20 protein-coding genes and 1 tRNA gene are annotated in these 23,717 nt (G+C 69.0%); 17 read left to right on the top strand and 4 right to left on the bottom strand.

Features of this window, described 5'->3' with window-relative positions; genetic code table 11:
- The first annotated feature begins 22 nt into the window (after positions 1-22).
- The 4 genes from leuC (at position 23) to GXW79_RS06990 (ending at position 3,309) form a co-directional block, all read left to right on the top strand.
- Entirely contained in the window at positions 23-1,444 is a 1,422-nt protein-coding gene (gene leuC, locus GXW79_RS07005) for a 3-isopropylmalate dehydratase large subunit (RefSeq protein WP_211873639.1), read from the top strand.
- On the top strand, positions 1,441-2,055 hold the full coding sequence (leuD, locus tag GXW79_RS07000; protein ID WP_211873638.1) for a 3-isopropylmalate dehydratase small subunit: 615 nt from the start codon (positions 1,441-1,443) through the stop codon (positions 2,053-2,055). The genes leuC and leuD overlap by 4 nt, the downstream gene beginning before the upstream one ends.
- A 13-nt stretch (positions 2,056-2,068) precedes the next feature.
- Complete coding sequence (gene leuB / locus GXW79_RS06995; protein WP_211873637.1) at positions 2,069-3,181, top strand: 3-isopropylmalate dehydrogenase; 1,113 nt, start codon at positions 2,069-2,071, stop codon at positions 3,179-3,181.
- 51 nt (positions 3,182-3,232) lie between these two features.
- A tRNA-Arg gene (locus GXW79_RS06990) sits at positions 3,233-3,309 on the top strand.
- Positions 3,310-3,480: 171 nt separating this feature from the next.
- Here the strand turns inward: GXW79_RS06990 and GXW79_RS06985 are convergent.
- The 3 genes from GXW79_RS06985 to GXW79_RS06975 form a co-directional block, all read right to left on the bottom strand.
- On the bottom strand, positions 3,481-3,795 hold the full coding sequence (locus tag GXW79_RS06985) for a hypothetical protein (RefSeq protein ID WP_211873636.1): 315 nt from the start codon (positions 3,793-3,795) through the stop codon (positions 3,481-3,483).
- 249 nt (positions 3,796-4,044) lie between these two features.
- Positions 4,045-6,840 (bottom strand): ATP-dependent DNA helicase, encoded by a 2,796-nt coding sequence (locus GXW79_RS06980; RefSeq protein ID WP_246503792.1) that lies wholly within the window; start codon positions 6,838-6,840, stop codon positions 4,045-4,047.
- Complete coding sequence (locus GXW79_RS06975; RefSeq protein WP_211873635.1) at positions 6,815-7,837, bottom strand: aspartate-semialdehyde dehydrogenase; 1,023 nt, start codon at positions 7,835-7,837, stop codon at positions 6,815-6,817. The genes GXW79_RS06980 and GXW79_RS06975 overlap by 26 nt, the downstream gene beginning before the upstream one ends.
- Positions 7,838-7,986: 149 nt before the next feature.
- Here GXW79_RS06975 and GXW79_RS06970 point away from each other — a divergent pair, with 149 nt between their 5' ends.
- The 11 genes from GXW79_RS06970 to GXW79_RS06920 all read left to right on the top strand — a co-directional run bounded on the left by GXW79_RS06970 (position 7,987) and on the right by GXW79_RS06920 (position 22,024).
- Entirely contained in the window at positions 7,987-9,636 is a 1,650-nt protein-coding gene (locus tag GXW79_RS06970; RefSeq protein WP_211873634.1) for a lysine--tRNA ligase, read from the top strand.
- Positions 9,633-11,579: a lysylphosphatidylglycerol synthase domain-containing protein gene (locus tag GXW79_RS06965; protein WP_211873633.1), complete on the top strand. Its 1,947-nt coding sequence runs from the start codon at positions 9,633-9,635 to the stop codon at positions 11,577-11,579. Before GXW79_RS06970 ends, GXW79_RS06965 begins: the two co-directional genes overlap by 4 nt.
- Before the next feature lie 45 nt (positions 11,580-11,624).
- Positions 11,625-12,932: a UDP-glucose dehydrogenase family protein gene (locus GXW79_RS06960; RefSeq protein WP_211873632.1), complete on the top strand. Its 1,308-nt coding sequence runs from the start codon at positions 11,625-11,627 to the stop codon at positions 12,930-12,932.
- An 11-nt stretch (positions 12,933-12,943) separates the two neighbouring features.
- Entirely contained in the window at positions 12,944-14,356 is a 1,413-nt protein-coding gene (gene pgmG / locus GXW79_RS06955; RefSeq protein ID WP_211873631.1) for a phosphoglucomutase/phosphomannomutase PgmG, read from the top strand.
- Positions 14,357-14,418: 62 nt separating this feature from the next.
- Entirely contained in the window at positions 14,419-15,393 is a 975-nt protein-coding gene (locus GXW79_RS06950; RefSeq protein WP_211873630.1) for a Bug family tripartite tricarboxylate transporter substrate binding protein, read from the top strand.
- Between the two features lie 16 nt (positions 15,394-15,409).
- Complete coding sequence (locus GXW79_RS06945; RefSeq protein ID WP_211873629.1) at positions 15,410-15,760, top strand: gamma-glutamylcyclotransferase family protein; 351 nt, start codon at positions 15,410-15,412, stop codon at positions 15,758-15,760.
- 49 nt (positions 15,761-15,809) lie between these two features.
- Positions 15,810-16,916 carry a DSD1 family PLP-dependent enzyme gene (locus GXW79_RS06940; RefSeq protein ID WP_211873628.1) on the top strand — a complete coding sequence of 369 codons (1,107 nt, stop codon included), beginning with the start codon at positions 15,810-15,812 and terminating at the stop codon, positions 16,914-16,916.
- A gap of 91 nt (positions 16,917-17,007) precedes the next feature.
- Complete coding sequence (locus tag GXW79_RS06935; RefSeq protein ID WP_211873627.1) at positions 17,008-17,877, top strand: alpha/beta fold hydrolase; 870 nt, start codon at positions 17,008-17,010, stop codon at positions 17,875-17,877.
- Positions 17,874-20,297 (top strand): hypothetical protein, encoded by a 2,424-nt coding sequence (locus GXW79_RS06930; protein WP_211873626.1) that lies wholly within the window; start codon positions 17,874-17,876, stop codon positions 20,295-20,297. The genes GXW79_RS06935 and GXW79_RS06930 overlap by 4 nt, the downstream gene beginning before the upstream one ends.
- Complete coding sequence (locus GXW79_RS06925) at positions 20,294-21,286, top strand: protein-L-isoaspartate O-methyltransferase family protein (RefSeq protein ID WP_246503791.1); 993 nt, start codon at positions 20,294-20,296, stop codon at positions 21,284-21,286. Before GXW79_RS06930 ends, GXW79_RS06925 begins: the two co-directional genes overlap by 4 nt.
- A 9-nt stretch (positions 21,287-21,295) precedes the next feature.
- On the top strand, positions 21,296-22,024 hold the full coding sequence (locus GXW79_RS06920) for a hypothetical protein (RefSeq protein ID WP_211873625.1): 729 nt from the start codon (positions 21,296-21,298) through the stop codon (positions 22,022-22,024).
- A gap of 6 nt (positions 22,025-22,030) precedes the next feature.
- On the opposite strand, the gene GXW79_RS06915 is transcribed toward GXW79_RS06920, so the two are convergent.
- Complete coding sequence (locus GXW79_RS06915; protein WP_211873624.1) at positions 22,031-22,675, bottom strand: S24 family peptidase; 645 nt, start codon at positions 22,673-22,675, stop codon at positions 22,031-22,033.
- 121 nt (positions 22,676-22,796) lie between these two features.
- On the opposite strand from GXW79_RS06915, the gene GXW79_RS06910 reads away from it, so the two are divergent.
- Entirely contained in the window at positions 22,797-23,171 is a 375-nt protein-coding gene (locus GXW79_RS06910; protein WP_211873623.1) for a hypothetical protein, read from the top strand.
- Positions 23,168-23,674 carry a hypothetical protein gene (locus tag GXW79_RS06905; RefSeq protein WP_211873622.1) on the top strand — a complete coding sequence of 169 codons (507 nt, stop codon included), beginning with the start codon at positions 23,168-23,170 and terminating at the stop codon, positions 23,672-23,674. Before GXW79_RS06910 ends, GXW79_RS06905 begins: the two co-directional genes overlap by 4 nt.
- Positions 23,675-23,717 lie beyond the last annotated feature (43 nt).

The raw sequence follows: 23,717 nt of genomic DNA, 5'->3' as shown, positions 1-23,717 counted from the left end.
GGTCTCGCTAAGGAGGCGAGAGATGCCAAAGACGCTGTTCGACAAGATCTGGGACGCGCATGTCGTTGACACGCTGCCCGACGGCACCGCGCTTCTCTACATCGACCTCCATCTCACCCATGAAGTCACCACCCCGCAGGCCTTCGACGGTCTTCGGGCTGCCGGTCGCCGCATCCGCCGCCCCGATGCAACGCTCGGCGTCATTGACCACAATATCGCGACCGATGCCTCCCGCTACACCGGCATCGAGGATCCCGAGAGCGCGCTGCAGGTCGCCACACTCGAGAAGAATGCGGTCGAGTTCGGCATGCCGCTGATCCCATTGTTGGATGAGCGCCAGGGCATCGTGCATGTGATTGGGCCGGAGCTGGGCCGCTCGCTGCCGGGCATGACGATCGTGTGCGGCGACAGCCACACCTCGACACACGGCGCGATGGGTGCGCTCGCCTTTGGCATCGGCACCAGCGAGGTCGAGCATGTTCTGGCGACGCAGACGCTGCTGCAGAAGCCGGCGAAGAACATGCGCGTGCAGGTGGATGGCAACCTCGCCTTTGGCTGCTCGGGCAAGGACATCGTCCTGGCGGTAATCGGCATGATCGGCACCGCCGGCGGCACGGGTCACGTGATCGAGTATGCTGGCGATGCGATCCGTGCGCTCGACATGGCGGGCCGGATGACCGTGTGCAACATGACGATCGAGGGTGGGGCGCGGGCCGGCATGGTTGCGCCGGACCAGACCACGTTCGACTATATCGCCCGCACGCCCGGCGCGCCGAAGGGCGCGAACTGGGATAGCGCACTGGCGTGGTGGAAGTCGCTCCCGTCAGACCAGGGCGCGGTGTTCGACAAGGTGGTAACGCTGGCCGCGAACGAGATCGCGCCGCAGGTTACCTGGGGCACCAGCCCCGAGGATGTGCTGCCGATCACCGGCATCATCCCGAACCCGGCCGACACCGAGGACGAAACGCGCCGCGCGCAGCTGCAGCGCATGGTCGACTACATGGGTCTCACGCCTGGCCAGCGCCTGCAGGACTTGTCCGTGGATGTCGTGTTCATCGGCAGCTGCACCAATAGCCGCATCGAGGATATCCGCGCCGCCGCCGCCATCGCGAAGGGGCGCCGCGTCGCGGACCACGTGCGCGCGATGGTCGTGCCGGGCTCGGGCCTGGTGAAGCTGCAGGCGGAGAAGGAAGGGCTGGATCGCATCCTGCTCGAAGCCGGCTTCGAGTGGCGTGAACCCGGTTGCTCGATGTGCCTGGGCATGAATCCGGACAAGCTCAAGCCCGGCCAGCGTTCGGCCAGCACGTCCAACCGCAATTTCGAGGGCCGGCAGGGCCCCGGTGGCCGCACGCACCTGCTCTCGCCCGCGATGGCGGCCGCCGCGGCACTCGCGGGCCACCTTGCCGATGTGCGCGACTACCAACCGCAGGAGGCGCTGTCGTGAGGGCTTTCACCACGCTGACCGGCGTCGCCGCGCCGATGCCGGCCGCCAATATCGATACCGACAAGATCATCCCCGCGCGCTTCCTCAAATCCATCTCGCGTGCGGGCTTCGGCAAGCACCTCTTTGCCAATGCGCGGTTCAACGAGGATGGCTCCGAAAACCCTGACTTCGTGCTGAATCAGGAGCCTTACCGGAAGGCTGAGATCCTGATCGCCTATGAGAATTTCGGCTGCGGGTCCTCGCGCGAGCACGCGCCCTGGGCGCTGCTGGATTTCGGCATCCGCTGTGTCATCGCGCCGGATTTCGCCGACATCTTCAACAACAACTGCTTCAAGAACGGCGTGCTGCCGGTGCGCCTGCCGCGGGAGGTCTGCGAGCAGCTGATCGAGGATGCGAAGCTCGGCGGCAACGCGCGCATCACCGTCGATCTGGAACGCCAAGTGGTGATCCGCCCGAATGGCGAGGAGCACCATTTTCCGGTCGATGCGTTGCGCAAGCACCTGATGCTGAACGGGCTCGACGATATCGGTCAGACCCTGCAGCACGCCGCGCAGATCGACGACTACGAAGCGAAGCAGAAGGCCAGCCAGCCTTGGCTCGTCCAGGCGTAAGGACACCATCCCGATGGCATCGAACAAGACGCTGCTGATCCTGCCAGGCGATGGCATCGGCCCGGAGGTCATGCGCGAAGTGCGGCGCGTGATCGAATGGATGGATCGCCGCCGTAGCGTTACCTTCAACGTCGTCGAGGGTCTCGTTGGCGGCGCCGCAATCGAGGCGGAAGGCTCGCCCTGTCCCGACAGCACCGTGGCGGCGGCGCGCGCGGCGGATGCGGTGCTGTTCGGCAGCGTCGGCGGACCGCAATGGGACCAGCTGCCGTTCGACCAGCGGCCCGAGCTCGGCGTTCTTCGTCTGCGCAAGGACCTGGGCCTGTTCGCCAATCTGCGTCCCGCGGTGGTGCTCGACGCGTTGGCCGACGCCTCCTCGCTGAAGCCTGACCTGGTTCGCGGCCTCGACCTGATGATCGTGCGCGAATCCACCGGCGGCATCTATTTCGGTGAGCCGCGCGGCATCGAGGTGATGGCGAACGGCAAGCGCCGCGGCATCGACACCGAAGTCTACACCGAGGATGAGATCGCGCGCGTCGCGCGCGTCGCCTTCGATCTCGCCCGCAAGCGGCGCAACAAGGTGACGAGCGTCGACAAGGCGAACGTCATGCAGTCTGGCCGGCTTTGGCGGGCCGTAGTCGGCGAGGTTCACAAGGCCGAGTTCATCGATGTCGAGCTCGAGAACATGTATGCCGACAACTGCGCGATGCAGCTCTGCTCGCGCCCCAAGCAGTTCGACGTGATCCTCGGGTCGAACCTGTTCGGCGACGTGCTCTCCGACCTGGCCGCGGCGCTGACGGGTTCCCTGGGCATGCTGCCATCGGCGACGCTCGGCGCGCCGGACGGCGCGGGGCGCCGCCATGCGCTGTATGAACCCATCCACGGCAGTGCGCCCGACATCGCCGGCAAGGGCGTGGCCAATCCCTGCGCGCAGATGCTCTCCTTCGCGATGCTGCTGCGCTGGTCCTTCGGGCTCGACGAGGATGCGGCGCTGGTGGAGAAGGCGGTGGAACGCGTGCTCGCCGGTGGCCTGCGCACGGCCGACATCATGCAGGCCGGGATGGCGCGCATCGGGACGAGCGTGATGGGCGAAGCGATTGTGCGCGAGCTCGACAAGCTTGCGGCGTGAATGGGGGTTGCGGCCCCGCCGCGCCTCGGCTAATTCCCCCTTCCTCTCGGGGCGCCCGTAGCTCAGCTGGATAGAGCACCAGACTACGAATCTGGGGGTCAGGAGTTCGAATCTCTTCGGGCGCGCCAAGATTGCCGAGACGTCACGCAACGTGACACTTGCCACGGCACAAAATCCCGCACGCATGAGCCTGCTTCTTTCCGGACCGTTCCAAGTCGGCACTGCGCTTCAATGGGAGACGCAGCGCCGCCTCGGATCAGGTCAGCCGAGCGCGCGCGATATAGCGCGCCCTCGCAGTGTTACGCCGCGGCCTTCGCCAGCGCCTCGCCGAGCTGCTTCGCCTTCTCGGCGTTCTTCGACTCGGCCTTGCCGGCCAGAGTCACGGTCGCCTTGCCCAGCTTTCCGACGAGTTCCTTGACGCTCTCGCCGTTGATGGTGTCGGCCTGGAGCAGCTTCTTCAAACGCTCCAGGTCACGCACGATCCCCTTTGCGCCCGGCGTATCCATCTCGTTGAGCGTGGCTTCCCAACCTTCGATGTTCTTCACGGCGACGCTGATCGTGAAGCCTTTCACACCCTCCTGGACGTGCTTGATGGTCGATGCGAATTGCGGCATTGCGGTAGCTCCTTCAGTTCGGCGCGTGTGTGCGCGGACCCGGACGCAATGCGGCGTCGGAATTGAAGTTTCGCCCCGTGCACGCCTCACCTTCGATGCTCATGCAATGGTGAGAGGCGGACGATCGCGCTTCTATTCTCGCTGTCGGTTCGCTCTCGCTGCACCGTCTTTCGCAGGCGCGGAAACCGGTGGGCCATGTCGCATCCGAGGGTTCATCGCTCCGGCAAACTCGCGTCCGCGGATCAGGCGCTAGCCGGCGGGCCGCTGCAGGAACTCACCGACCGAACGAACCACCTCGACCAATGGCAAACGGCGCACCTCGACACCCGCGGGCAATCCCGCGAGCAGGCGGGTCGGCGTGCGCGGATCCAGGATGACGAAGACGCCCTTGTCGTCCGCCCGGCGAATGAGGCGCCCGAAGGCTTGCCGCAGCCGGTGTCGCGCGATCGCGTCGTCGTAATCCTTCGCGCGCCCTTCGGAGAGATGCGTCCGCCGCTCGCGATGCAGGATGGTGGGGCGCGGCCAGGGCACCCGGTCGAACACCAGCAGCCGCAACGAGCGGCCCGGCACGTCGACGCCGTCGCGCATCGCATCCGTCCCAAGCAGGCAGGCATCCTCCTCGGCGCGGAACACGTCGACGAGCGAGGCATTGTCCATGGCATCGACGTGTTGCGCATAGAGCGGGATGCCCGCCGCTTCCAGCGCCGGCGCGATGCGCGCATGGGTCTCCCGCAACCGGCGTATCGCGGTGAACAGGCCCAGCGCCCCGCCACCGGAGGCCAGGAACAAGGCGCGCATCGCCCCGGCCAGCTGCCCCACATCGCCCTGGCGTATGTCGGAGACCACGAAGGCCCGCGTGCTGGCGGCGTAGTCGAAGGGCGAGGCCATCGCCGCGCGCAGCGCCGGCAGCGGCAGGTGCGAGGCGCCGGTGCGCGCTTCCGCGCCGCGCCAGGCGGCCTCGGCATCCTCGCTGTCGCCGCCCTCGTCGCGCAGCGTGGCCGAGGTCACGAGCAAGCCATGCGCGGCGGCGGCAACGGTCGTCGCGAAGGGAATGGTCGGGTCGAGATAGTGGCGGTGCATGCCGGCGTCGATGTCACGGCCATCACGGCGCTCCAGCGTGAGCCAATCGACGAAGTCCGGTCGCCGGCCCGGCTCGGGTGTTGATTCCTGCACGCGTCGCAGCATCGCGCCCCATGCGGCCAGCGGCGCGAGCGCCCTGCGCTCGAGCGACCGGCAGGCGGCCTCCATGCGGATGCGTGCGCCGGCGTCGAGCTCCTCGCCCTCATCCTCGAGCATGGCGGTCAGACGGTCCCGCAATGTCTTGAGCGGCGCCTCCAGCCGCGCCAGCGCGCGTTCGAACAACTCCGCGGCGGGCGGCAGCTCCGGCTGGACCGGGTGCAGGTCGCACTCCGAGGCATAGCCGGCGTCGGCATCCGCGGTTCGGGCGAGGACCTGCAGGCGCACGGTGCGGAGAAAGCCCTCCGCCGGGTTGTCGCCCTCGGCTTCGCCGAGCCGCGCGTACCAGCCGCCGGGCGGCAGCGCGCGCGCCGCCTGCAACGCTGCCTCGAGCGGGGTCATGATGTCGGGCTTGCCGCCCATGATGTCTTCGAGGCGGCGGCGAAGCCCGCGCGCCCGCGACCGGCCGCCCTCGGCGCCCAGCAGCCAGCGGCGCAGCTCGGCCGTCTCGCCGCCGGTCAGCGCGGCGGAGAAGGCGCTGTCGGCGGCGTCGAACAGGTGGTGCCCCTCGTCGAAGACCAGGCGCAGCGGCCGGCCATTCTCGCCGCCGCCGAACGCCGCCTGCACCATCACGAGCGCGTGGTTAGCGATGACGATCGTGGCCCCGCGCGCCCGGCGGATGGAATGCTCGACGAAGCAGGTCTTGTAGTGCGGGCAGGCGGAATGGATGCACTCGCCGCGCCGGTCGGCCAGCGATGAGACCGCCTGCTGGCCGAACAGCTCCCCCAGCCAGCCGGGGAAGTCGCCGCCCATGAGGTCACCGTCGCGCGTTGCCAGTACCCAGCGCGCGACGAGCGCGAGCGGCACGGTCTGGCCGCCGAGCCCGGCGCTTCCCACCGCCTCCTCCAGGTTCAGCAGGCAGAGGTAGTTTTCCCGCCCCTTGCGGATCGCCACCTTGCGCCTGCGCTCGTCCGGGTCCGGGTAGAGGCGCACCAGCTCCTGGTCGATCTGGCGCTGGAGGTTGCGGGTGAAGGTCGAGATCCACACGGGCGCGCCGTTGCGCTCCGCCCAGAGGCTGGCCGGCGCGATGTAGCCCAGCGTCTTGCCGGTGCCCGTGCCGGCCTCCGCCAGCACCATGCGCGGCGCGCCGGGTGCCTCGCGGGGTGCGAAGGCGGCCGCGGCGGCGGAAGCGTAGTCGGCCTGTTGCGGGCGTTGCTCGGCCCCCTCGCCCAGCATCTCCGCCAGGCGCTGGCGGGCCTCGCGCGGCTCCACGCCGAAGCTCGCGGCCGGGGGCGGGGGCGCGGTGTCCTCCCAGTCCACGAGCCGTCGCCAGGGCTTCAGCCCATGCGTGGCGGGTGACACATCATCCTGACCCAGGGCCGCGAGGACCGACGCCGCCCAAGGCCAGTCCGCCGCCTCGGCCATGCGCGCCGCGAGAGAGGCCGCGTCGCGGTTGATCGGCTCGGCCCTGCGCCGGGCCAATTCGCGAAGCATGGCGGTCGCCAGTTCCGGCAGCAGGGCCGCCAGCGCCTCGATGTCCTTGGGCGGCTCGATGCCGAGCGCCATCGCGAGCCCGCGCGGCGTCGGCGCGCAGGGCTGCGCCGGGCGACAGAAGGCGAACAGCTCCAGCAGGTCATGCGCGCCGGGAATGCTGGACAGGCCAAGCCGCCGCGCCGTCGCCGGCGCGTGCACCAGCATCGGCGGCGTCTCGTCCCGACCCAGCAGCTCGGCGCCGGAGAGCCACAGGAACTCCCCGTCGGGCGTCAGCAGCGCGGCGCGACCCTGTTCAGCCACCAGCGCCGGCGCATCCGGCAGCAGCAGGCGTGGTGGCCGGGGCGCGCGCTCAGCCAGCGCGCCGGCGCTCCTCAATGCCCGCGCGCATGCCCTCGGCGATCTGCACCGCGTTCAGCGCGGCACCCTTGAGCAGCTGGTCGCCGCAGAGGAAGAAATCGAGGCCGTGATCGCCGAAGACAGGGTTGGCACGGATGCGGCCGGCTTCGACATCGTCGCGCCCGGTCGCCGTCAGCGGCATCGGGTAGCGATTGGCGCCGGGCTCATCGACGACCACAACGCCGGGGGCGGCTGCGAGGATCTCGCGGGCGGCCTCGGCGGTGATGGGCCGCTCGGTCTCGATCGTCACCGCCTCGCCATGGACGCGGAAGGTTGGGATGCGGACGGCGGTGCAGGAGATCAGCAGGTCCGGCTGGCCCATGATCTTCCGGCTTTCCCAGACGACCTTCATCTCCTCGCGCGTGTAGCCATTCGGCTGGAAGCTATCGATGTGCGGGATGACGTTGAAGGGCAGGGGATGCGCGAACACCTCGTGCCCGGCGCTCTGGCCCTCGAGCAGGGCGCGGCGCGTCTCCCGCTCCAGCTCGGCCATGCCTTCGGCGCCGGCGCCGCTGGCGGCCTGGTAGGTGGAGACGATCACGCGCTTCAGGCCAAACGCCTTGCGCAGCGGCTCCAGGGCGACGACCAGGATGGCCGTGGTGCAGTTGGGGTTGGCGATGAGGCGGTGGGCGCCGATCGCACCCGCGTTCACTTCGGGCACCACCAGCGGCACGTCCGCCTCCAGCCGCAATGCCGAGGAATTGTCCACCACCGCGATGCCCTGTTCGGCCAGCGCGCGCGCATGCGCCTTGGCGAAATCACCCGAGACAGCCAGCAGTGCGAGGTCCAGCCCGCGCGCGGCTTCGGGCGTGAAGGCTTCGATCGCCACCTCGCCGAAGGGCGTATGGGTGCGGGTGCCGGCCGAGCGTGTGGAGGCGAAGAGGCGCAGCTCCGTGACCGGAAAGCTCCGCTTGCCCAGCACCGCCACCAGCTCCTTGCCGACAGCCCCGGTTGCACCGATCACGCCAACGCGCATGACACCCTTCCTTGTTCAAACGACATCCCGATTAGCCGAACCCGGCGGCGCACGCCACAATCGCCGATGCAGGGCCGGCATGCGGCCCGAAGGGTTCGGGCGCGCAACGCCGCGTTGACCCCGCCGCCCGCCCCTGCCATCTGGCCTGCATGATCGAGCGAGAGTCCCTCCGCGGCGTTAAGGCCTGGCCCTTCGAGGAAGCGGCGCGCGTCGCCGACCGCCTGGCGGCCACGCCGAAACCCTCGGGCGCGCTGTTCGAGACGGGGTACGGCCCCTCCGGCCTGCCGCACATCGGCACCTTCGGCGAGGTCGCGCGTACCACCTGGGTCAAGCGCGCCTTCGAGCAGATGACCGGCCTGCCTGCGCGGCTGATCGCCTTCAGCGACGACATGGATGGCCTGCGCAAGGTGCCCGACAACGTCCCGAACAAGGCCATGCTGACCGAGCATCTTGGCCGGTCGCTGACCGCCATCCCGGATCCCTTCGGCACGCATGCGAGCTTCGGCGCGCATAACAATGCCCGCCTGCAGGCCTTCCTCGACGCCTTCGGCTTCCAGTACGAGTTCGTCTCCAGCACCGAGACCTACCGCGCCGGCCGGTTCGACGCGGCGCTGCTCCGCATGGCGGAGTGCCACGAGCAGGTGCGCCAGGTGATCCTGCCGAGCCTGGGGCCCGACCGGCGCGCGACATATTCGCCCTTCCTGCCGATCCATCCCGCGACCGGCGTGGTGATGCAGGTGCCGATGGATGCCGTGCTGCCGGACCGGGATGCCTTGCAATGGCGCGACCCCGAAACCGGCGCGCGGTTCGAGACGCGCATCACCGGCGGCCACTGCAAGGCGCAGTGGAAGGCGGATTGGGCGCTGCGCTGGTTCGCCCTGGGCGTGGATTACGAGATGTCCGGCAAGGACCTCATCGACAGCGTGAAGCTGTCCTCGGCGATCTGCCGGGTGCTCGGTGCCGAGCCGCCGATCACCTTCACCTACGAGCTGTTCCTCGACGACGAAGGCCACAAGATCAGCAAGTCCAAAGGCAATGGGCTGACCATCGACGAATGGCTGCGCTACGCGCCACCGGAGAGCCTCGCCTTCTTCATGTACCAGGCGCCGCAACGCGCCAAGAGGCTGTATTTCGACGTCATCCCGCGCGCGGTGGATGGCTATGTGGCGGCGCTCGAGCAGGTGCGCGCGGAGGGCGAGGCGGCGCCGCTCGACGCCATGAAGAACCCCGCCTGGCACATCCATGGCGGCGTTCTTCCGAACACCCCGCCGCCGGCGATCTCCTACGCCACCCTGCTCAACATCGCCGGCATCGCGAACACCACCGAGCCGGCCAAGCTCTGGGCCTATATCCGGAAATATCACCCGGCGAGCGATCCGGGGAACGATCCCTTCCTTGATGGGCTGGTCGCCAATGCCTGCGCCTATTGGGGCGACTACATTGCCCCCGCGCGCCGGTTCCGGTCCGCGACGCCGGAGGAAGCGGTCGCCATGCGCGAACTGGTGCGCCTGCTGCTCGAACGGGAGCCGGATTTCCTGGCCATTCCACCGGGAGCCGCCCGAGAGAGCGCCATCCAGGACGCGGTCTATGATGCCGGCCGCCGGGCGCCCTTCCTCGAACTCACGAAGGACGGCCGCATGGGTGTCTCCCGCGCCTGGTTCAGCGCCCTCTACGAGGTGCTGCTCGGCAAGACCGAAGGGCCACGCTTCGGCGGCACGGTCGCCGTCATGGGCGTCGCCGAAACCGTGCGGCTGATCGAAGCGGCGCTGGCGCGCGGCGCCGGGGATGCGGCGGCTTGAGTGCCGCCTGGCCGCTGCTGCGCCGGCACGGGCCGACCGCCTTCGGCCTGGCCCTGCTGGTCGGCGCGATCTACGTCGTGCAGCGCGAGTTTCGCGGCCTGTCGGTCGCCGATATCGGCACCGCCCTGGCGGCGATCCCGCCATCGGCCCTCTGGATCGCCGGCGGCCTGACGCTCGTCGCCTTCGCGGTGCTTACCATCTACGACCGGCTGGGCTCGGTCTATGCGGGGCATCCGGTGAGCTACGCGCGCACCTCGCTTGCCTCCTTCGTGTCGTACACGCTCGCGCATAATCTCGGCTTCGCGGCGGTTTCCGGGGCGGCAGTGCGGTATCGCTTCTACGCCGCCTGGGGGCTGACCTCGCTCGAGATCGCGAAGATCGTCGCCTTCACCAGCCTCACCTACGGGCTCGGGGGCTTTGCCCTGGGCGGGCTGGTGCTAATGGTCCAGCCGGATATCCTGCCCTGGTTCCGCGACCATGTGCCGAGCTGGGCGATGCGGGTGATCGCCATCGTCCTGTGGACCACGGTCCTCACCTACGTCGTGCTCTCGCGCCTCGTGTCGCGTATTCGCATCTTCGGCCACGACATCAACCTGCCTGGTCTGAAGATGGCCTTGGCGCAGGTCGCACTCGCAAGCGTGGATGTCGCGGTGACCGCGGCCATCTTCTACACCTTGCTCCCCGCAGCCGACGGGCTGACCTTCATCATCTTCCTGGGCATTTACGTCGCGGGATATACGGCGGGGATCGCGGCAAGCGTGCCGGGCGGCATCGGCGTGTTCGACGGCTTCATGCTGCTGGCCCTGCAGCCCTACATGCCACCGTCACACGCGGTCGGCGCGCTGCTGCTGTTCCGCCTCTACTACTACATCATCCCGCTATTCGTGGCCGGCGGCCTCTTCGCGGCCTTCGAGCTGACCCAGCGCCGGGCCGCGTTGGGAAAACTCACGGCGAACCTGCGCGGCGGCGAGGCGCTGGAAGCCCCGGCGCTGGCATCCCTGATCGGGTTGGGCGGGACCGTCCTGATCTTCGTCGGCGCCCTGCCGGTGAAGGGGACGCTGATGGAGGAATGGGCCGGCCCGACCGCCGCCATCGCCTCGCATTTCGCGGCCTCCGTCGTGGGGTCGCTGCTGCTGCTGATCGGGTACGGGATGGTCCGGCGCCTGCGCGTGGCGATGCAGCTGGGCTTGCTGCTGCTGCTGAACGGCGCGGCGATCCTGTGGCTGCGCGGCGAGGCCTGGTGGTTGTGGGGCGCCTTCCTGCTGGTCTTCGCCCTGCTGGCGGCGACGCGCAGCGCCTTCTATCGCGATGCGCGGCTGCTGTCGGAAACGGTGTCGGCTGAGACGACGCTCGCGCTCGGCGCGGTCGCGGCGTGTGCCATCACCCTGGCCCTCGTCGCCTATGATGGCGCGGTCGCGGATGCGAGCTGGTGGCAGGTGGTGCTTTCGGCGGCAGCACCCGATTCGCTGCGCTTCACCGTCGGGCTGTCCGCAATTCTGCTGCTTGTCGCGCTGCTGCGACTGCTGCGGCCGGCGCGGAACCCGGCGCTGGCCTATACGCCGGAGGTCCGTGAGCGCCTGGCAAGCCTCGGCGCGGAGGCACCGCCGGAGGCGGATGGCGCCGTCTTCGGCGAAGCGGGCGTGGCCGGTCTCGCCTTCCTCAAGCGCAGCGGCGTCTGGCTCGCGCTTGGCGATCCCGGCGGCGAGACGCGTGACCGCATCTCCGCCATCTGGCGTTTCCGCGATCTCTGCGAATCGGCGCGGGTCGATCCGGCGTTCTGGCGCGTGGGTCCCGAGCTGCAGCGCGTCTACGCCGATATCGGCCTGACCGCGTTTCCGATGGTGGCCGCACCAGGGGCGCCGCCGAGCTTCATTGCGTGCCGCGCGGAACACGATATTGACAATCTGCGCCTACTCTTGCGTGAGCGGCAGGACCTAACATGACCCCGGCGGGAAGCTTCTGCCTCCGCCGGCAAAAGGGCTGAGACGATGCACATCACTATGATCGGTGCGGGCTATGTGGGCCTGGTCTCCGGCGCCTGCCTGGCCGAGTTCGGCCACGACGTCGTCGTTCTGGACAAGGATCCCGCGAAGATCGAAGCGCTGCTGGGGGGCCGCATCCCGATCTACGAGCCCGGGCTCGAAAAGCTTGTCGCCGAGAATGTGCGCGACGGCCGGCTCGATTTCACCACCGACCTCAACCATGCGGTGAGCCGGGCGGAAGCGGTGTTCCTCGCCGTCGGCACCCCGACCCGTCGCGGTGATGGCCATGCCGATCTGAGCTACGTCTTCGCCGCCGCCGAGGAGGTCGCGCGGGCCGTGACGGGGCCGGTGGTGCTGGTGACCAAGTCGACCGTGCCCGTCGGCACCGGCGCGAAGCTGCGCGAGATCGTGCGCCGGATCAGGCCGGAGCTCGCGATCGAGATCGCCTCGAACCCGGAATTCCTCCGCGAAGGCAACGCGATCGGCGACTTCATGCGCCCCGACCGCGTCGTCATCGGGGTCGATTCCGAGCGCGCCGAGGCGGTGCTGAAGCGCCTCTACCGCCCGCTGTTCCTCATCGAGACGCCGGTGGTCGCGACCGCCGTCGAGACGGCCGAGATGATCAAGTACGCGGCCAACGCATTCCTCGCGATGAAGATCACCTTCATCAACGAAGTCGCCGACCTGTGCGAGAAGGTCGGAGCGGATGTGCACGACGTGGCGCGTGGCATCGGCCTCGATGGCAGGATCGGCCGCAAATTCCTCCACCCGGGTCCCGGCTATGGCGGTTCCTGCTTCCCCAAGGACACGCTGGCCTTCGCCCGCACCGGCCAGGACTACGGCAGCCCCATGCGCCTGGTGGAGACGACGGTCGCCGTGAACGAGACGCGCAAGGAAGCCATGGCGGGGCGGATCATTGCCGCCTGCGGCGGATCCGTCGCGGCTAAGACAATCGCGGTGCTGGGCCTGACCTTCAAGCCCGAGACCGACGACATGCGCGATGCGCCGTCGCTGACGGTGATGCCGCTGCTGGCGGCCGCCGGCGCGCAACTCGCCGCCTTCGACCCGGCCGGAACCGAGGTCGCGCGTCCGCTGCTGCCGGCCGGCGTGCGCTACGCCGAAAATCCGCTCGACGCGGCAAGCGGTGCCGATGCGCTGGTCCTGCTGACCGAATGGAACGAATTCCGCGCCCTCTCGGCCGACCGGCTCAAGACCGCGATGCGCGGCGACGTCGTTCTCGACCTGCGCAATGTCTGGGATCCGGCCGTGATGCGTGAGGCCGGTTTCCGCTATCATTCCATTGGCCGCCCGTGACGGAGACCCGCATGCCCGCTTTCCAGCACAGCTTCGATCCGACGACGCTCCGCGAATACGATATCCGCGGCATCGTCGGCAAAACGCTCCATTCGGCGGATGCCTTCGCGATCGGCCGCTGCTTCGGCTCCATCGTGGCGCGGGGCGGCGGCAAGCTGGTGGCCGTGGGCTATGATGGGCGCCTTTCCTCGCCCGAGCTCGAAGCGGCACTGGTCGCGGGTCTCACCGCCTGCGGCCTGGAGGTGGCGCGGGTCGGCTGCGGCCCGACGCCGATGCTCTACTACGCCACCTACGCGCTGAAGGCGGATGGCGGCGTCATGGTCACCGGAAGCCACAACCCGCCCGACTACAACGGGTTCAAGATGATGCTCGGCAAGAAGCCGTTCTTCGGGGCTCAGATCCAGGAGATCGGGCGCATGGCTGCCGCGGGGGATGTCGTTGCCGAAGCGCAGGGCAACGATCGCCAGGTCGACATGGCGGAGGATTACATCGCCCGCATGCTGCAAGACTATGATGGCGGCGAGCGCAAGCTGCGCGTGGTCTGGGACCCAGGCAATGGTTCGGGCGCGGAGATCACCAAGGCCCTCGTGGCGCGTCTGCCCGGTGAGCACACGGTCATCAACGGCACGATCGACGGGACCTTCCCCGCCCATCACCCTGACCCGACGGTCGCCGCCAATCTCGAACAGATCATCGCCGAGGTCGCGCGGCAGAAGGCGGATCTCGGCATCGCGTTCGACGGTGATGCGGATCGCATCGGCGTGGTCGATGACGAGGGCCACATCCTGTTCGGCGACCAGCTGTTGATCGTCCTCGCCCGCGATGTACTGAAGAGCCATCCAGGCGGCACCATCATCGCCGATGTGAAGGCCAGCCAGGTGTTGTTCGACGAAGTCGCCAAGGCGGGCGGCACGCCGCTGATGTGGAAGACCGGCCATTCGCTCATCAAGTCCAAGATGGCCGAGACCGGCAGCCCGCTCGCCGGCGAGATGTCCGGCCACATCTTCTTTGCCGACAAATGGTACGGCTTCGACGATGCGCCCTATTCCGCGCTGCGCCTGCTCGGCATCGTCGCGCGGATGAGCGGGAAACTCTCGGACGTGCGCAAGGCCCTGCCGCAGGTCATCAACACGCCCGAACTGCGCTTCAACTGCGCCGAGGAGCGCAAATTCGAGGTCGTCGCCGAGGTGAAGGCCCGGCTCGCGGGCGAAGGTGCGAGCGTGCAGGATGTCGATGGCGTGCGCGTGCTGACGGAGGATGGCTGGTGGCTGTTGCGCGCCTCTAATACCCAAGCCGTGCTGGTGGCCCGCGCCGAAGCCAGCAGCGATGCCGGGCTCGAACGCCTCAAGGCGCATCTGGTGCGCCATCTCACCGCCAGCGGTCTTGAAGCCCCGGACTTCTCGGGGGCCAACGCCGGGCATTGACGGGCCGGCGGCCGCTCGCCACGCTCGATGGAACAAGAACAGCCATCGGGAGGCCGCCTGTCATGATCACGCGCCGGAGCCTTGTCGCCGCAGCCCTGACGCTAACGGGGGTGCGGGCCGCGACGGCACAGGAGATCTACCCGAGCCGCCCGATCCGCATCATCGTCCCGTTCCCGGCCGGTGGCACCACGGATCTCCTCGCACGCCTCTACGCGCAGCGCCTGACCGAGACGCTCGGCCAATCCGTCGTGGTCGAGAACCGCGGCGGCGGCGGCGGGTCGATCGGCGCGGATGTCGTCGCGAAGGCGGCGCCGGATGGCTACACGCTGCTGTTCCACAATCTCACCTTCTGCACGACGACCGCCGCGCTCGAATTCCAGGGGCGTGCCCCGCACGCGATCGAGCGCGACTTCGCGCCGATCTCGATGGGTGCCAACGTGCCGATGATGCTGCTGGTCAACGCGCAGGTGCCGGCGCAGAACCTCGCGGAATTCGTCGCCCTCGCGCGCACGCGCACCGACATGTTCTATGGCTCCACCGGCCCCGGCAGCACGATCAACCTGGTGGGCGAGATCCTCAAGCGCGATGCGCGGATCAGCCTGGAGCACGTGCCGTTCCGAGGTGCTGCGCCGCTCGTGCAGGAAATGCTGGCCGGGCGTATTCAGTTCGGCGGTGACCAGCTCTCTTCCTCGCTCGGGCATATCCGCGGCGGCACGCTGCGGCCGATCGCGACCCTGGCGGCACAGCGCGCCTCGGCACTTCCCGACGTACCCACCGCGCGCGAGCAGGGATTCCCGAACATCGAACTGCTCGGCTGGAATGGCTTCTTCGCCCCGGCACGGACGCCCGCGCCGATCCTGGCGAAGCTGCAGCAAGAGATCGCCGCGGCCGCGCGCCACCCGGCGGTGGCCAGCCGCATTGCCGAGCTCGGCGCGGTTCCAGGCGGCGATACCGCGGAGGAGTTCGGCGCGAATGTTCGCGCTCAGCTGGCGCAGGTGCGGCCGCTGGTGACCGAGCTGCGGATGCAGGTCGAGTGAGGCGAGACCACACGCGGTGACCGGGCCGCCGATCTTCCTCTATGGCACGCTGCTCGATGCGCGCACGCTCGCGCTGCGCAGCGGTGACGCCCGGCTGGCGCTGCGGGGCCTGCCGGCGGTGCTGCTGGGTCATCGCCGCGTCAGGCTCCGTGGAACGCCCTATCCGACGCTGCGAAAGGACCGCGCCGCGGCCCTGGCGGGGGAGCTCATCCGCCCCTCCGCCGCGGCGCTGCGACGGCTTGCCGCCTATGAGGGGGGTGTCTACCGCCTCCACCCCGTCTGCGTGCTGACGCCGCGCGGTCCACGCAAGGCGCGCGCCTGGTGCGCCGCCGCCTGGCGTGCGGGTGCCGCGCCCTGGCCGACGTGACCATCGCTGCCGAATGCGGGTAGCCTCGGGGACCTGAAGGAGACCGCGCATGTTGCAGCCGCCCCCCGCCGAGCCCGGCATGCCCGAGGATGAGGTGGACACCCCGGCGCTCCTGCTCGACCTCGACGCGTTCGAAGCCAATCTGGACATGATGGCGTCGCTTCTTGCGCCGACCGGCACCCGGCTGCGGGCGCATGCGAAGACGCACAAATCCAGCGTCATCGCGAAGCTTCAGATGGCGCGCGGCGCGATCGGCCAATGCGTCCAGAAGGTCGCGGAGGCAGAAGCGTTGGCCTGGGGCGGCATTCCCGACATCCTGGTCAGCAACCAGGTCGTCGGCGCCCGCAAGCTCGCGCGCTTCGCAGCGCTGGCCCATATCGCGCAGGTCGCCATCTGCGTCGACGATGCGGAGCAGGTCGCCGCCATCGAGGCCGCGGCCGAAGCGGCCGGCGTGCGCATTCCGGTGCTGATCGAGATCGATGTCGGCGCCGCGCGCTGCGGCGTCGAACCGGGGCCGCCGGCGGTGGCACTCGCCGAGCACATCGCGGCCTCGAAGCAGCTGCGCTTTGGCGGGATCCAGGCGTACCAGGGCAGCGCGCAGCACCAGCGCACGCCGGAGCAACGCGCGGCCTCCATCGCCCATGCCGTCGAGTCGTCGCGCCGCACGGTGGAACAGCTGCGCCAGCGTGGCCTGGATTGCTCCATCGTCGGAGGCGCCGGCACCGGCACCTTCCGCTTGGAAGCCGCGAGCGGGGTCTACACGGAGATCCAGGCAGGCTCCTACGCCTTCATGGATGCCGATTACGCGCGCAACAGCGACGCGCCGCCGTTCCGCCACGCCCTGTTCGTGCTGGCAACCGTGATGAGCCGCGCGATACCCGGCGTCGCCGTCGTCGATGCCGGACACAAGGCGGTCGCGATCGATTCAGGATTGCCGCTGGTCTGGGACCGGCCGGGACTGCGCTATGCCGGCGCCTCCGACGAGCACGGCAAGATCCTGATCGAGGGCGGCACGCCCCCCGGGCTCGGCGAGAAGCTGCGCCTCGTCCCCGGCCATTGCGACCCCACGGTCGATCGCTACGACTGGTATGTCGGGGTGCGCGGTGGGCGGGTCGAATGCCTCTGGCCGGTAAGCGCCCGGGGCGGGATGGCCTGAGGCGTTCTTTTCCCCCACCTTCCCACTAGGGGCTTGCCCTTCCGCCGGAGCGGCGCAACAAGCGCGCATCTTCTGGGGACCGCCACGAGCAATGCGTTCACCGTCACCTTCGCGCCGCGCACTGCTCGCCGCAGCCCTTCTCGGCCCCGCCGCACCGGCGCTCGCGCAGGGCGCAAGCCGCAGCTTCACCACGAGCGACGGGATCCGCCTGCACTACACGGATGCCGGCCAGGGCCGCCCGATCCTGCTGGTTCCCGGCTGGTGCATGCCGGCCTGGATCTGGGAACAGCAGGTCGCGGGCCTTGCCCGTGGCCACCGGGTGATCGCATTCGACCCGCGCTCGCAAGGCCAGTCTCAGATTGCGCCGCGCGGGCATGAGCCCGGGCGCCGCGGCCGCGACATCGTCGAGCTCATCGCGCATCTCGGCACGCCGCGCATCGTGCTGGTGGGGTGGTCGCTCGGTGTCCTGGATGGTCTGTCCGCCATCGCGGAGCATGGCGACCAGCGCATCGCCGGCCTTGTCCTCGTGGACAATTCGGTGGGCGAGGGTCCGGCGCCCAGCGGGGCCTGGCGGTCGCGCTTCATCCCGAACCTGCGGTCGCGCCGAGAGCCGACGGTGCGCGCCTTCGTCGCCTCGATGTTCCGCACACCGCAAAGGCCCGACTACCTCGCGCGCCTGACCGAGGACGCGCTCCGCGTTCCGCTGCAGGCAAGCATCGACCTGCTCTCCTACCCGCGCCCGCGCGAGTTCTGGCGCGAGGCGGTGCATGGCACGCGGCGGCCCGTGCTCTATGCGATCCGGCCGAACTTCGCGACGCAGGGCGAATACCTCGCGGCCTCGCACCCGAACGCGCAGGTCGAGGTCTTCGAGACCGCGGGCCACGCCTTGTTCGTTGACGAGGCCGCACGGTTCAACGCCCTCCTCGCGGATTTCGCGCAGCGCCGAGCCCTTTGGGCGTGACCGCAGCGCCGGTCACCGCGCGCGCCCTGCTGCCGCTTTTCCTCATCTCGCTGGCCGCGGTCGCGGTTGAGACCGGGCTCACGCGGTTCTTCGCCGTCGCGAGCTGGTCGGAGTATGGCTACTGGGTCATCTCCATCGCGATGACCGGCTTCGCCGTCTCCGGTGTGGTGATGGTGATGGGCCGGGACACGCTGCTCCGCAACGCGTCCTGGCTGCTGCCGGTCTTGCCGTTGGCGCTGATGGCCACCGGTGCCGCGGGCTGGGTGGGTGTCACCCAGAACCCCTTCAATCCGCTGGAACTGCAGAACGGCGTGGCCTGGCAGGGTCAGGCCTGGAACATCCTGCTCTACTACGTGGCGCTGTTTCCGTTCTTCTTCCTCACCGGCCTCGCGGTGTCGCTGAACTTCGTGCTCTACGCCCGCGCCATCGGCCGCGTGTATGGCTGGGACCTGGTCGGCGCCGGCGTCGGCGCCATCGCCGCGATCGGGTTGCTATACCTTCTGCATCCCTTCGACCTGGTGCCGGCGCTGCTGCCCGTGATGGCGCTCGCCGCGATCCTCACCCCCGCCGCGCGTCCGGTTCTGCTTCGGGGCGCGGCATTCGCCGTCCTGCTCGCCTCCGAGGCGCTGATCCTCTCCGCCGCAAGCCCGCGCGTCAGCGAATACAAGCCCGTCTCGATCGCACGCAACGTGCCCGAGAGCCGCGTCCTGGCGGAGGTGCTCAGCCCGCGCGGCGTCTACCAGCTGCTTGATAACTTCACCGAGCGGCTGGATACCGACATCTCCAACAATCTGGGGATGCTCGGGCTGGAGCCGCCGGGCCGCAGCTATGGGCTGTATCGCGACGGCATCCGGATCGCGGCTCTCCCCTCCGTACCGATTACGGCGCCCTACGCGTCGGGAACTCTGGCGGCCGGCGCCTACGCCTTGCTCGACCAGCCGCGCGTGCTGCTGATCGGCGCCTCGGGCGGGTTTCGCATCGCCGAGGCCCTGGCGCTCGATGCGCGCAGCATCACCGTGCAGGAGCCGGAGCCAATGCTCCGCCATATCCTCATCCATGGGATCGGTCCGGTGCCGCCGTTACCGCGCGACCCGCGCGTGATGCTGTCCGATACCCATCCACTGCGGGCGACTGGCGACGCCTTCGACCTGATCGACTATGCGGGCGACATCCTCGATGCCGAGGACCAGAGCCGCCACCTCTACGCGGCCGAGGCGATCGCCGGATCACTGTCGCGCCTCGCGGCGGGCGGCCTGTTGTCGCTGCCGGTGAATATCCGCGAGCTGCCGGTCTACGCGATCCGAGTGCTCTCCACGGTTCGTGCGGCCTTGGTGCTTTCAGGACGCGCCGATCCCGCCGCGCATGTGGTCGTGCTGCGCTCCGCCTGGAACTTGCGCATCCTCGTCTCGCCCGTGCCCTGGACCCCGGAGCGCGTTGCGGCCCTGCACCGCTTTGCCGAGGAACGCTCCTTCGACATCTCCTTCGCGCCGCATATCGATGAGGTCGCGCCCGACCGCACCGTCTGGAACGAGCTGCCGCCGATCACGCTGGAATCCGACAGCATCGGGACCGGGCGAGAAGGCACGCCCGATGCGATCGCGCAGGAAGCGCCCGGCGTGCTGGCCGGCACGCCGCTGATGGACGCGTTCGACCGTTCGCCGGTGACCGAGGACCGTCCCTGGCTGGCGCCGCTCGTTCGCCTCTCCGCGCTGCCGCTGGCGCTGGAGCGGGTCGAGATCCTGCCGCAGGCAGAGATCGGCACGCTGGTGAATGTCGCTGTGCTGGCGCAGGCGGCGCTGCTCGCGCTGCTGGTGGCGCTGCTGCCGGCCCTGCGTCGCGGCGGCATCGGCGCGCCGGCCGGGATGGTGCTGCGCGCCCTGCCTTACTTCGCGGCACTCGGGCTGGGTTTCCTGTTCATCGAGATCGCGCTGATCGAGCAGGCCGCCTTCCTGCTGGAGGATCGCGCCTCGGGCTTCGCGCTCGTGCTGACGGCGATGCTCGTCTTTTCGGGGCTCGGGAGCATGATGGCCGGGCGCTATGCCGCCGCGCCACGCGGTGCCTTGCTGGCGGCAGGCGCGGTCATCCTTGCATGGACGGCGCTGGCGCTGTTCGGGCTGCGGGATCTGGTGGGTGCGACGCTCGATTGGCCCTGGCTTGCGCGTGCCTTACTCGTCGTCGCGTTGACGGCGCCAGCGGGTGTTGCGCTCGGCCTGCCGTTTCCGCTCGGGCTCGATCGCTTCGCGCGCGATGCGCCGCGTCTGCTGCCCTGGGCCTGGGCGCTGAACGGCGCCTTCAGTGTGGTTTCCACGCCACTGGCAAACCTCTTGGCGAAGACGAGCGGGCTTTCCGCACTGCTGGTGGGTGCATTGTTGTGTTATGTAACCGCCATGTCGGTTTTCCCGCGGAATGAATCACGATGAGCATTGAGCGTCGCCACCTGTTTGCCGCCGGCGCGGCTCTCGCATTGCCCAACCTGGCGCGGGCACAGGACCCGACGACGGAGTCGCCATTGGCGTCCGTCGCGGAACCGCCGGCGCCGCGCCCGCCCTCGACGCCGCAGCCCATCCCCACCACGACGCCGGTGGGCGGCACCTGGAGCCACGCAAATTACTTGGCGGCGATGCGCGCCTCCGGCCGGGAGACGTCGCTCACCGAGCCGAATTTCCGCATCATCCAGGGGCGCAGGGTCGAGGCGCTACGCCGCATCGAGAATTATCTCCGCACCCGCTTCGGAGCCGCCGACCCGGCCGTGCTGCGCGCCTTCGCGGAGGTGCCGCGCGAGTACTACCACTACATGTACGAGGGCGGTCGCGCGGCCCCGCTCGAGGCGTATGAAGCCGACCCCAAGCCCTGGGCGATCGGCTATGGCTCGGCGCTGTCCGACTATCTCGGCCAAGCCTACATGACCCAGGCCTGCGAGCCGAAGCCGGAGCATGTCGTGCTCGAGATCGGCACCGGCAGCGGCTTTCAGTCCTCGCTGCTCTCGCGCATCGTGTCGAAGCAGTATTCCATCGAGATCATCCAGCCGCTCGGCCGCGCCGTGCAGCGCATCTATGCCCCGCTCGGCTACGGCAATGTCGAAACCCGCGTCGGCGACGGGTTCTTCGGATGGCCTGAGGTCGAGGGTGGGTTCGACACCATCATCGTGACGTGCGCGGCGCAATATGTGCCGCCGGCCTTGCTGGCGCAGCTCAAGCCCGGCGGGCGGATGCTGATCCCGATTGGGCAGCCGTTCCGCCGCGGGCAGTTCCTCTACATCTACACCAAGGATGCCGAGGGCCGCGTGCGCAGCCGCAAGGATGTGGGCGTCTACTTCATCCCGATGACAGGCGAGATGCAGCGCCGCGCGGCGCCCCCGGGCACGCCCGTCGCACCCCCAGGGCCGCCGGCAAACCCGCCGCGCACCTGAGCGGTAGGCATGGCCATCTTCTGGCCAGGCATGCCTTGTGCGCTCTGCCGAAATCCGGTGCTTGAGGGCCAGGACCGCGTCGCGACGTCGCACGTCATCGAGAGCCCGTTCGATGAGCTCTGGGACTTGTCCGACACCGTCGCGCACCGTGCCTGTTTTCTGGCGTGGCCGCATCGGCTGGCTTTCGTCGCGCGCTACAATGCCGTCGCGGACCGGCTGGGGGGCGGATCAAGCGTTCGGAGCTACATGGACGCGACTGGCAGGATCGGCCCCGACGTGATGCCCCCCGTCGGCGTCGAACCCATTCACGTCCATCGGGCCCTCGCGTTGTCTTCGAGCGAGCGGCGTCCTGGGCTTCATGTCTGGTTCGATCCCCATGAGTACCCTGCTCCGGGTGCCCGCTACCTCATCCTGCTCCACCTCGAAGGTGCTGCGCCGGCGCTTTGGGATGCTGTTGCGGACAATGTCCTGCTTGGACCGCTCAGGACGATCCGCGCGACCGTGGATACGGGTACGCCACCGCCGATGCCGCTGCGGCGCGTGGCAGTTCCTCCGGACGATCTGCTCCGCGTTTGTCCCGACGCCGGGCGCGACGGTGTGTGCCTGGAGACCGACGGTCATGCATCGCCCAGACACCGCGTCACGACCGATGCGGACAACACCTTCGTATTGTATCTGTTGGGACCCCTTGCCGCCGCCCGCCCAGGCTTCTGGGCAGTTCGCGGCGCGCGGTGCTGACGGGCCCTACTGGGTGGACCAGACGATGCGGTGCATCCAGGTGATGTCACCGAGGTCGAAGCTGTAGCTCGGATGCGCCGGGTTGAGGCTCTTGAGCTCGATCCGCCGCGCTGATTGCCGCGTGAGCTCCTTGGCCATCACCTCGCCCTTGGTCGTGCGCACGACGACGCGGTCGCCGCGCCGCACGGGGGCCGCCGGCGAGACGATGATGGTGTCGCCATCGCGCAGGACGGGCTCCATCGATTCGCCTGAGATTTCGAGCGCATAGGCGTGCGGGTCGGTAATCTCGGGCATCGAGATCTCGTCCCAGCTGCCGCCGACTGGGAAGCCGCCATCGTCGAAATACCCCTCCGATCCGGCCTGGGCGAAGCCGATCAGCGGGATGTGCCGCCGCGCCGGGCCACGGCCCGAGAGCAGCGCGCGCTGCCCGGTGACGAGCTCGGCGAAGGCCTCGATGCCGGTGGTCGTCGCGTCCAGCACCTTGGCGATGCTTTCGGTCGAGGGCCATCGCGCCCGCCCGTCCACGCCTGTGCGCTTGGAGGGGTTGAAGGCCGTCGGGTCCAGCCCGGCCTTGCGGGCCAGGCCAGAGGCCGAAAGCCCGTTCTCGGCGGCGAGGGCGTCGAGCGCCCGCCAGATGTCATCGTGTCGCATGGGGATAACATCCTAGGTCTTCCGTCAGAATGCAATAGGAACATTTTCAAGATTTCGTATAGACGAGCACAACCTTGGCGGGTATGTTCTTGTTGTGTTCACATAACGAAGGCTCCCTGCCATGCGCGCTGCCCCCCACCACGCCCTCTCCCCCCGCTACGCCTCGCTGTCCAAGGCCGTGCCCTTCGCCACCGCCGAGGAAGCCTGGTTCTGGACCATGGCCGCGCTGATGGCGCGCCGCGACGGTGCCCGCATCGTGGCCAATCGCGGGGCCGTGCCGCGCAATTGCGAACCCGACGACGTGGTGAAATGCCTTGATCGCCTGTATCGCCAGCGCCGCATCGACCTGGTGCACGCGCGCATCCTGCGTCTGTGGGGCGAGCGCGGCGTGCAGCCGTCGCCGCGCCACCTGAGCGAGGCGCGCGACCACGCGATCTGGACCGAAGCCCTCTCGCGCCTCGAATGGCCGCTGCGCGTGAAGGGGATTGTCGCATGAGCGAGGCCGTGCATGAGTTCGCCTTTGAAAACCTGGATTTCCAGCGCCCTCATGCGCCTCGGATCGCGCATCGCCGCATCGCGGACGATGCCGGCCAACGCATCTACATCGTGTTCGGCGGCCGCGCCGACCAATGGTGGCTTCGCCTGCTTTCGCCGGGCTTCCGGCATTGCTTCGCGGCCATCGCCGATGCGGAGGGATGGACAATCCTCGACCCACTTTCGGGCCGGCTGCTGGTGCAGCGGCTGCCGCTCGACGCGGCGTTCGACCTGCCAGCGGTCTATACGCGCGCCGGCCTGTCAGTTCTCGGCCCCTTCACGCCCATGCCGGGCCGTGCACGCACGATTCCGCCGATCCTTCCCTTCACCTGCGTCGCCCTGTGCCGTGCCCTGCTCGGTCCCGACGCGCCCTTTGCGCTGACGCCGGCGGTGCTCTTCCGCAGGTTGCAGAAAGGTTTTGGGAATAGGAAAATAAACTTGACATCTTCCGTCGGCCTCGCCTAGAAAGCTCCTGTCAACGGGCGACGTGCGCCCGGTGGCCTTCCTC

This window comes from Plastoroseomonas arctica (genome assembly GCF_018128965.1).
In the GTDB taxonomy this organism is placed as follows: domain Bacteria; phylum Pseudomonadota; class Alphaproteobacteria; order Acetobacterales; family Acetobacteraceae; genus Plastoroseomonas; species Plastoroseomonas arctica.
Note: the sequence above shows the minus strand (reverse complement) of the source record. Positions and strands in the feature narration are given on the sequence as shown.